The organism is Neobacillus drentensis, from assembly GCF_036965645.1.
Lineage (GTDB): Bacteria > Bacillota > Bacilli > Bacillales > Cytobacillaceae > Neobacillus > Neobacillus drentensis_D.
On record NZ_JBALPZ010000115.1, the window covers coordinates 1 to 9,420 of the forward strand.

Here is a 9,420-nt window from a genome sequence, read left to right on the forward strand (position 1 = left end):
AGAGGGTTCCCTACTTTATTTATTGAAGTAACTGTGCAGTTTAGTAAAAAGAAGGAATCATAGGTGATGTTGTGGAATAAGCTCTAGGAATGAAAAAATAAGAGGGGTATGAATAAAAACCATGGCAAGCAGTTTAACTGTAAATTCAAGAGGGATTAAATTAAATGCTTTAGATTATGGAGGGAATATCTCACGAGATATATTGCTCTTACATGGGTTGGCAGGTCGAGGCAGAGAATGGAATAATACAGCGGAGTGGCTTACCCAATTTGGAAGAGTAATTGCACTTGATCAACGAGGTCATGGGGAAAGTGCAGAGGATACAAGTGACTTTTCAAGGTTGGCTTACGTAGAAGATGCAATAAATACAATTGAACAACACTGCAAAACACCAATTATTCTCATCGGTCAATCTATGGGAGGCATTAATGCGTTTCTCGTTGCTACAAAACGCCCCGAGTTGGTACAAACTCTTATTATTGTTGAAGCAGCTCCTAATCAGTCTCGGGGTATACAGACAGGGATAAGAAGTTGGTTGGAAAAATGGAATGTTCCTTTCAAAACATTTGATGATGCATGGGAGTTTTTTGGTAAAGGTACTTTTCGAGGAAAAACGTTCGCCGAATTGTTAGATAAGCGGGAGGATGGGTATTACCCTGCATTTAGAATCGACAGCATGGTTCATTCGATGGAAGACCTCGAATCTCGGGATTATTGGGAAGAGTGGAAAAAAATAAAGTGCACTACTTTGGTTGTCACTGGAGAAAAGGGATTCATTTCTAAAGAGGTAGTAAACGATATGGTTAATACGATACCAAATGGACAGAGTGTTTGCATTTCAGAATCAGGACATGAATTACATTTGGACCAGCCAAGAGAATGGCGTCGAACTGTTGAAGCTTTTTTAAGAGATACACTTAAGAATCTCTAAACTCATAGTTTAACTACCGTGAAAATAAATTTCTTTAAGAACAGGAAAATGACAATACAAAAGGAACCCCCACTTTAACGTTAAAAAAGGCATGCAACAATACTCATTCGCCAAGCAGGGTTAAAACTTTTTATGGTTTATGGACCTCCAAAAGCAGATTGGATTCACTTAGGCGTAGAAAATCCACTTCTTTAATAATTTTCAGTTAACGGGTAGCTTGAGTTTACGAAGGATTGTTGCGGCGATCCTTTTTTTCTTATTCACCTAAATGAGCAGGTTAGTTCAACAAGGAATCTTAATAATAAGGATTGAATTATATTAGAAATCCCATAAGGAGTTAAGAAAACAATGAAATTCAATACAATTAACTTTGAAGATTGGTTTTCAACAGATATACCCGAAAAGTGGGAGTTTGAAGAAGAAAACGATTTAATTACATTCTATAATACAGTAAACTCAAAAGGTAGCTGCTCTATTAGTTGAACTGGTTTGATAATCTGTGCATCCCGGCCAAATCCAAGAAAGTATTCGGCAAAGAAGTTGACAATTTGAATTCTAATAATATAATAGTCATATGACTTTAGAACAAAACGATACGCGACGAATAAAAATATTTAATGCCTTAGCAGATGAAAAAAGGATCGCAATCATCCGATTATTGTATTACGGAAACAATCGCCCGATGTGTACGGATATAGGAAGGAGTTTAGGTGTAAGTAAGTCCAATGGTTCTTATCATTTAAAAATTTTATCTGAAGCAGAGCTGGTGAAGATTGAACGTGAGGGTGTCATAAAATATGTCTCATTAAATGAGGAGACATTCACCCGCTATTTACCTGGGTTTTTGGCTACACTTTAATGTAGCCTCCTTTTTTGGTTATTAGTTCTAAAGTTTTATGACTTTGATATAATGGAGGAGAAATAGATGAATCAAAAAGAGAAAAGGTTGATTATCACATTATGTTTAATCGTTTTATCCGGGGTAGCCAATTCACTTCTGTTTAATGTTGCCTTATTTGATATGATGAATGGGCTTGAGGTGACAGCTTCCAAAATTAGCTGGGTGGTTATTTCCTATACTTTAGTGATTGCCTGTGGTTCGATTACTTATAGTAAGCTAGCCTCTTATTTTCAAATTAAAAGTTTGTTGATTTTTGGGATTAGTTTATTCGTTACAGGTTCCCTTATAGGGTACACGACGAATGATTTTATCGTTGTGGTCTTGGCCCGTATTATTCAAGCAGCGGGTGGTAGCTCGTTTATTGCATTATCAATGATCCTGACGAATCAGTATCTCACCTTCCCTAAACGCAATCTGGCTCTAACATTAATAGGTGCCTGTCTATCACTTGGTTCAGGAGTAGGATTTTTGCTCGGAGGCTTCTTTACTCATTTTTGGGGCTGGCACTCCCTATTTTTATTAATGAGTATGGCTATTTTTACGTTGCTAGCAATTATTTTGTTTGTGCCCTCCGGATATGCCAATCATAAGAAGCTTACCCAACCGTTTGATTTTTTAGGCTTCCTTTATTTATTGACTTTTGTCGTGACGTTTATTTTAGGAGTCAAATTAAATGGTTATTTGCTAATCATTACAGTGATATCTGTATTTTTTATGGGGATCCATGGCAAACGTCAAGATGTCGGGATATTTATGGATCTGTCAGTTTTTCGATTCTATGCCTTTAATCGTTTCCTTTTGCTTAGTTTTATTAATAGTGCTGCCATGGTGGGAATTATTTTTCTTTTTCCGTTATTAGCAGGACAGCAGTTTCATGTCTCTGCCTTGAAAACTGGCTTTATTTTGGCGGGGATATCAATCTTTTCCTTTTTGTTGAGCTTCGTAATAAGACCAGCTATAACCCGCATCCAAGGGAATGGTCGATTGGTCGTTGCTGTCGTCCTTCAATTTATTGGATTTCTGCTATTAGCCATCTTTGGAGTAAACCAATTTGCAGTGGCTAGTGTTGGAGTTGCCCTTATTAATATAAGCTTTACAATCCTTACCATTGTAATCAATATTGATATTCCCCACACGATAAAGAAGGAAAAAAGTGCAATGGGGCTGGGGATCTATAACTTAATCAACTTTTTAGGAATGTCATTTGGCCCTTCAATAGCGAGCCGAATCCTAAACGTGACATCAAGTTTCAGCCTGAGCTTTGGATTTTTCGTTAGTCTATTACTTGTAGCATTGCTTTTATCATGCGTGAGCAGCATTCCAGTCTCTTCAAGGAAGATAAAGCAGTCACGTCAACTGTAATCTTAAAAACTGGTTAGATATTTTCTAGCCAGTTTTTTAGTGCTTAAAACCTTTTGAATGGTTCTTTTAGCTTGGACGACTTTCATTTGTACACGGTCACAATAATTCCATCCATATTGTCACCTGAGATAGCCCTAGAAGGCATTTATAGACTTATTATGAAGTATTTTCCTCTTGTTATAGCTGCCTGTAAAGTGTATTTTTCACTCCATACCATTATTTAAAAAATTAATAACGGTTGCCCATAATTCCTCAGATACATCTAATTGAAAATCTGTAATTCCTGTTCCATACGCTTTTAGCCCCTCAAATAGTCCATCTTGTGTTACAAAAAAACGTTTTATTGCATGGTTAAACTCGTTAATCCGTTCAATGACAAACTCACCGTTCTCTTTGTAAATTTTCAATTTCTTACTCATGGACTTTCCCTCCTAAATCTTATTTCGATTCCAAGGTAATTTCCAATGTTCTCTCAACACTTCTGGAAAACACTTTTTGCAATATCAATTACCATACTCGCCACCTGGAAGCTGCTGCATTTCTGTTTGTGGAAACCACTTTGCACAGTAAGCACACATTTGTTTTACTTCTGATTCTCCCAATGCTTTTCAATCTCCAATTTTTCTTCAATCATTCTTTTTAACTGTGATTCATATATTTTGGACCTTTAATTAAAACATTTAAAGCTTCTCGATAGGTATAGGCTGTTTTAAAGGATGGACAATCAGAAAGCTTTTTTTTTTCTTCTTTACATTGGTTTTGAGGTCATTTTTGTGGATCTATCTTGGAGTAGGCATTGGTGTAATCTCAAATAATCAGTCAGATGTTATGAGGTTAGTGACAGAGATTCCCATGACTGCTGGAATTGCCTTTTTGGGTATATTTGCACTGCTTTTGGTCATACGTATTCTCATTTCTTTCTTTGAACAGATCAGACTATTTAAAGAAGATAATATCTTTTATATGGTATAGGTGTAGCTGTTGTATATGGGTTTATTGGCATAGTTGCGTTGGGATATGGTTTAGGATGATTTTTATGTTTTTGGAGTAAATGAATAGTAAGATTACTATTTAGGTAAATGAGTACGGATTGACGGAACAACGTGTTCAATACGTACGTCTAATGGGGGACACGCTCTTCATAATTCTTAATGATAGATTTCTATATGTCCATATTTGAATAGTATAATTCGCCAAAAGTTACTTAAGAAAAGGGCGCGTTTCTGAAATAAGCAGGAACGCTTTTTCCTTATTCAAGTAAATGGCAGTTTAGTTCAATAACAACAGGAATATCCTTTGAAGAGAACTATTATCGTATTAACTTAAATTTTAATTATGACCCTTATTAATTCCATTATGGAATTAATAAGGGTGTTTTTATTTATTAGAACAATAAAATCTTAAATGGTAAAATTAGTTTATTGAAAATCGGAATAAATACAGGGAAGGGGAATCAAGTTTGGATACAAAAATGGCTCGAAATCGTGCTGAATTATCTGGAAAGTTAACAAATGTATTAGATTCCAGAACGTTAACAAACTCAAACAAAAGGCTAGCAGAAATTATTACGGAAGGCATGGCAATTCTTGATGTTGGATGTGGTACAGGGGCAATTACTAGAGGCATAGCAGAAGCTGTGGGTCCAAATGGACGTGTTGTGGGAATTGACAGTAATCCAACCTTAATTCAAAAAGCACGTCAATCATATGGCAAAATACCAGGATTATCATTTGAAACAGGTGACATTTATAATCTTCCTTATGAACAACAGTTTGACATTGTTACCTGTTCACGGGTTTTAATATGGTTATCCGACCCATTAAAAGGATTGAAAATGATGACATCTGCTGCAAAAATTGGAGGTCGCATTTTAATTGCGGATTATAACCATGATAAGATTTTATGGAATCCCCTGCCACCTTCAAGTATGCTCAACTTTTACGCTGCCTATTTGAAATGGCGTGCAGAAGCAGGTATGGATAATACAATTGCCGATAACCTTCCTGAACTTTTTCGAAAAGCTGGTATAGCAGATATTACTATAACCACCATTCATGAGGTAACAAACAGAAGGGACCCTGATTTTCAAACTCGCATTGGGATATGGGCTGATACTGCTTCAAGCAGAGGAGTTCAAATGGAGAGAGACGGTTTTATTTGTGAACAGGAATATGTGAGTGCTGAAAACGATTATCGAGAATGGATGATGCGTGATGCTGAATCTTTAACGATGTATATGTTAGCAATTGAAGGAGTAAGGCTCTGTTAAAGCCTCACTCAAAATTAGCAACTATTTATGCTTATATATGTTGTTAATCAACTATCTGGTGCGATACTTCAAGAAGGAGTACGCATTTTTTCTTTTTGCACAAAAAAGATTGTGAAATGTTGTACTTAAACTATCGGGCAGGATAGTTTAATAAGATGAAAAGAATCAAGAATTGAATTAGAATAGGTAAACAACATTGAGAAATACGTAACTGTGTGGAGTGTAAAAGTAGTTTTTTGTAGATATAAGTTCAATGAAAGATACTGGGGTGAGTTTTTGAATGGTTGATTTTGAGTGGTATAGAAGCTTTATTTATATATATAAATATAATTCGGTGTCGGAAGCTGCAAAAACACGCATCATGACACAACCTGCTATGAGTCAGCATTTAGCTTCTTTAGAAGCTGAAGTTGGGGAGCCCCTATTTATAAGAACCGCAAGGAAAATGGTGCCCACTGAAAGGGGAAAGGAATTATATTCACAGTTGGCTCCTCTTATTGAATCATTAGAGGCAGCTACATTAAGTTTTAAAGGTGCTTCATTACCAACTCTTTCTATAATTAGAATTGGTTCAGCAATTGAGTACTTTTATGAAAATATTCTAAATCAGCTAGAAGAATATAAAACATGTACGGTTTCTTACTTTGGAACTGCTGATGAACTGTTAGAATTACTAAAGGAAGGTACAGTAGATGTAATAATTACTTCAAAAAAGTTTCACGCTTCAGGTATTGAATATGTAACGTTATGTGAAGAGGAATTTGTTATTGTTGCCCCAAAACAATTAGAAATTGAAGAGGGTACTAACTTTAAGTTAAAAGAAAAATGGCTTTCGTCGCAAAATTGGATTAGTTATGGGCTAGACTTACCGATTATAAGAAGATTTTGGAGGGAGTACTTTAAAAAACGTCCAATCATTAAACCTATTCACGTAATTCCTAATTTGCATTTGATTCTTAAGGCAATTGAAAACGGTGCTGGAATAAGTTTAATTCCGACATATATATTAAGAAATTCAATGAATGAAGTAAAATCCAAAGTCATATTCAAAGATATGAAGGTTAAAAACGAACTTTATATAGCTTATCAAACGAAACATAAACATCTTCCCGAAATTAATAATTTGATCCAAGAAATTGGGGGAAACAGATAAAGTAAATGTGCTAATGTCTATTTTTTATTCTATCATCCATATATTTTGGATGATTTTTTTATGATGTTTTTCGTTCCAACTTAAATTATTATCTATAAATATTTTTATCATTAATATATAAAAACATAATTTGTTTTATATATTTTCAGGTAGTAGAATAACGTTTGTAACAAACAAAGCTTATTTAGGAGGTAATGAAAGTGTCAAAAAACATTTTAATGGTCGTTACTAATCATACAGAAATAAAAGAAGGCAAACCGACTGGTATTTGGTTATCGGAGTTTGCTGAAGCATATATTGAATTCACACAGAAAGGTTACGAGGTGACAGTGGCAAGTCCTCTTGGAGGAAAAAGTACAGTTGATCCTAGCAGTGTAGATGAAAATACACCACTAGAGATTTTAGATACAGTAAAATATTTGCAAGACACCCTGAAACTTGACGATGTATCCCATGAACGTTTCGATGCTATTTTCTTGCCAGGTGGTCATGGAACTATGTTTGACCTTCCTGATAATCAAAAACTTCATGAATTGTTACGTGATTTCTATGAAGGGAACAAGATTGTTGCTGCTGTTTGTCACGGTCCAGCAGGATTGGTTGGTGCGACTTTATCTAATGGTCAGCCGCTTGTTGCTGGTAAACGTGTCAATGCTTTTACTGATAGAGAAGAAGCTGATACAGGTTTGGGACAATTTCTACCGTTCTTATTGGAAAGTAAGATCCGTGATTTAGGGGCTGTTTTCGTCGCTGCTCCAAATTGGTCAACTCATTATGAAGTTGATGGTAACTTGATTACAGGTCAAAATCCTCAATCCACTATAGCAGTAACCAAAGCAGTAATTGAAAAATTAAGTTAAGAATTATGGAGGTTGATAGAGGAAATATCGGCCTCCTTCTTTCAGTAATTCACCTTTCGTAAAGAAAGGTTGTAAATATTAATAAGGAGGGTTCAATATGGGCTCAATTAACATAAACCAAGATTCATCAAATATTGCGACTCAAAAAGGCTCAACGGCAGCTTTATATGCCCTCACTCTAGGAGCATTTGCTATTGGTTTAACTGAATTTATTATCATGGGTTTACTTCCAGAGGTGGCATCTAGTCTAAATGTCTCAATCTCAATGGCTGGAATGCTAGTAACAGGTTACGCTCTTGGGGTTGCTATTGGTGCTCCAATTATTACAGTAGCTACAAATAAGATGAAACGTAAGGAGCTTTTAATTTTTCTAATGATTCTCTTTATTGCAGGAAACTTGTTAGCTGCTCTAGCACCGAATTACACAATACTTATGATCGCACGTATATTGGCCGCTTTAACGCATGGCTCATTTTTCGGAGTGGGGTCAGTTATAGCGGCAGAACTAGTCCCAAAAGAAAAACGTGCAGGTGCAATTGCTATTATGTTTACAGGATTAACATTAGCAAACATTTTAGGCGTACCAATTGGAACATATATAGGACAAGCATTTGGATGGAGATCTACATTCTGGTCAATTACAATGATAGGTATTATCGCTTTACTTGGAATCTTTTTACTGGTGCCAAGGGTTGAAGGTGCCCAATCCAGTTTGAAACAGGAACTTGGTGTATTAAAACAACCTGCTGTTCATATTGCACTTTTAATGACGGTGTTTGGGTTCGGAGGAGTATTCACAGCCTTTACTTACATTTCACCAATATTGGTAGAAATTACAGGCTTTGCACCTAAATCCATCTCATACATTCTTGTATTATTTGGTGTTGGGATTACAATTGGCAATATCTATGGAGGAAAATTAGCAGACCGAAAACTTCTGCCATCACTTCTTGGAATCCTTGTTTTGTTGGCGATCATACTAGCTGTGTTCAGCATTACTGATCAATATAAATTTCTCACTCTGATAATGGTGTTTATTTTTGGTATTGCAGCATTTGGTACAGTCCCTGGGCTACAGTTGCATATGCTGAATACTGCTAAAGAAGCACCTACTCTAGCATCTACGTTAAACATTGCAGCCTTTAACCTTGGAAATGCACTGGGGGCATTTATAGGGGGATTAGTAATTGATCTCAGAATTGGCGGAGGACTTCCTGCTGTTCCTTGGGTTGCTTCACTGGTCACGATTGTTGGATTTCTTCTTACCTTATGGGGTGCACATAAACAGAAAAGAGAAAATCAAGCTTGATTGCAAATTGGGCAAGGTACATCTTGCCTAACTTTTAATATATTTAAACTGTTTCCTTAGCCTATGCATCTTATTGTAGAGAGCGTAATAGTTGAGTTAATAAAACATCGCAAAAAAAGGACTTGTACACCTGAAAACTGAATTATATAAATAAATATATATATGTTTTGAAGGGAATGAAGCATACATGAATTACAATATCATCTCAACACTAGATGAACAACAAATCATAGAACTCTACGAATTATACCAACAAGAATGGTGGACAGATAACCGAAAGTTTGAAGACGTGTTGGTAATGCTTGAAAACACAGACATCCTTATTGGAATATGTGAAAATAAAACTAATAGACTCATTGGTTTTATACGTGTTCTTTCAGATTTTGTCTATAAAGCCTTAATATTCGATGTTATTATCCATGAAGAGTATCAAGGTAAAGGTTTGGGACGAATATTGTTAGATCAAGTAACGACACACCCTAAACTTCAATCTGTGCAACACTTTGAATTGTATTGTAAATCTGACAAAATATCTTTTTATGAAAAATGGGGATTTAATAAAGAAATTGGTGATATTAACTTAATGAGAAAAACGGTCAATTAGCAAATTTTCACTTCCGATAACGGAGATTATG

The 9,420-nt window shown here is 35.6% G+C and carries 10 protein-coding genes and 1 pseudogene; 10 read left to right on the top strand and 1 reads right to left on the bottom strand.

Annotation, left to right across the window (positions count from 1 at the left end; all coding sequences use genetic code 11):
• The first annotated feature begins 121 nt into the window (after positions 1–121).
• The 4 genes and pseudogenes from V7266_RS20345 (at position 122) to V7266_RS20355 (ending at position 3,194) form a co-directional block, all read left to right on the top strand.
• Positions 122–931 (top strand): alpha/beta fold hydrolase, encoded by an 810-nt coding sequence (locus V7266_RS20345; protein WP_335470418.1) that lies wholly within the window; start codon positions 122–124, stop codon positions 929–931.
• A 96-nt stretch (positions 932–1,027) separates the two neighbouring features.
• Positions 1,028–1,126, top strand: a pseudogene (locus V7266_RS30880) (DinB family protein); the annotation flags it as partial.
• 379 nt (positions 1,127–1,505) lie between these two features.
• On the top strand, positions 1,506–1,790 hold the full coding sequence (locus tag V7266_RS20350; protein ID WP_335470419.1) for an ArsR/SmtB family transcription factor: 285 nt from the start codon (positions 1,506–1,508) through the stop codon (positions 1,788–1,790).
• Positions 1,791–1,856: 66 nt separating this feature from the next.
• A complete protein-coding gene (locus tag V7266_RS20355) occupies positions 1,857–3,194 on the top strand; it encodes an MFS transporter (protein ID WP_335470420.1) in 1,338 nt (445 codons plus the stop codon).
• Positions 3,195–3,397: 203 nt separating this feature from the next.
• Here the strand turns inward: V7266_RS20355 and V7266_RS20360 are convergent, their stop codons facing one another.
• The gene (locus V7266_RS20360) at positions 3,398–3,613 is read right to left on the bottom strand and encodes a hypothetical protein (protein ID WP_335470422.1); all 216 of its coding nucleotides are present in this window, start codon (positions 3,611–3,613) and stop codon (positions 3,398–3,400) included.
• Between the two features lie 352 nt (positions 3,614–3,965).
• Here V7266_RS20360 and V7266_RS20365 point away from each other — a divergent pair, with 352 nt between their 5' ends.
• The 6 genes from V7266_RS20365 (at position 3,966) to V7266_RS20390 (ending at position 9,389) form a co-directional block, all read left to right on the top strand.
• Positions 3,966–4,166: a hypothetical protein gene (locus V7266_RS20365; RefSeq protein WP_335470424.1), complete on the top strand. Its 201-nt coding sequence runs from the start codon at positions 3,966–3,968 to the stop codon at positions 4,164–4,166.
• Between the two features lie 487 nt (positions 4,167–4,653).
• Positions 4,654–5,463, top strand: a complete 810-nt coding sequence (locus V7266_RS20370) for a methyltransferase domain-containing protein (RefSeq protein ID WP_335470426.1) — start codon at positions 4,654–4,656, stop codon at positions 5,461–5,463.
• A 280-nt stretch (positions 5,464–5,743) separates the two neighbouring features.
• Positions 5,744–6,616 (top strand): LysR family transcriptional regulator, encoded by an 873-nt coding sequence (locus V7266_RS20375; RefSeq protein WP_335470428.1) that lies wholly within the window; start codon positions 5,744–5,746, stop codon positions 6,614–6,616.
• 200 nt (positions 6,617–6,816) lie between these two features.
• Positions 6,817–7,476, top strand: a complete 660-nt coding sequence (locus V7266_RS20380; protein ID WP_026565652.1) for a type 1 glutamine amidotransferase domain-containing protein — start codon at positions 6,817–6,819, stop codon at positions 7,474–7,476.
• 97 nt (positions 7,477–7,573) lie between these two features.
• Positions 7,574–8,785 carry an MFS transporter gene (locus V7266_RS20385; RefSeq protein ID WP_335470431.1) on the top strand — a complete coding sequence of 404 codons (1,212 nt, stop codon included), beginning with the start codon at positions 7,574–7,576 and terminating at the stop codon, positions 8,783–8,785.
• 187 nt (positions 8,786–8,972) lie between these two features.
• The gene (locus V7266_RS20390; protein WP_026565654.1) at positions 8,973–9,389 is read left to right on the top strand and encodes a GNAT family N-acetyltransferase; all 417 of its coding nucleotides are present in this window, start codon (positions 8,973–8,975) and stop codon (positions 9,387–9,389) included.
• Positions 9,390–9,420 lie beyond the last annotated feature (31 nt).

Excerpts from the sequence above, each read along its gene's own strand:
- V7266_RS20350 (WP_335470419.1), top strand. The coding sequence starts at position 1,506 with ATGACTTTAGAACAAAACGATACGCGACGAATAAAAATATTTAATGCC.
- V7266_RS20390 (WP_026565654.1), top strand. The coding sequence starts at position 8,973 with ATGAATTACAATATCATCTCAACACTAGATGAACAACAAATCATAGAA.
- V7266_RS20385 (WP_335470431.1), top strand. The coding sequence starts at position 7,574 with ATGGGCTCAATTAACATAAACCAAGATTCATCAAATATTGCGACTCAA.
- V7266_RS20360 (WP_335470422.1), bottom strand. The coding sequence starts at position 3,613 with ATGAGTAAGAAATTGAAAATTTACAAAGAGAACGGTGAGTTTGTCATT.
- V7266_RS20345 (WP_335470418.1), top strand. The coding sequence starts at position 122 with ATGGCAAGCAGTTTAACTGTAAATTCAAGAGGGATTAAATTAAATGCT.
- V7266_RS20375 (WP_335470428.1), top strand. The coding sequence starts at position 5,744 with ATGGTTGATTTTGAGTGGTATAGAAGCTTTATTTATATATATAAATAT.
- V7266_RS20355 (WP_335470420.1), top strand. The coding sequence starts at position 1,857 with ATGAATCAAAAAGAGAAAAGGTTGATTATCACATTATGTTTAATCGTT.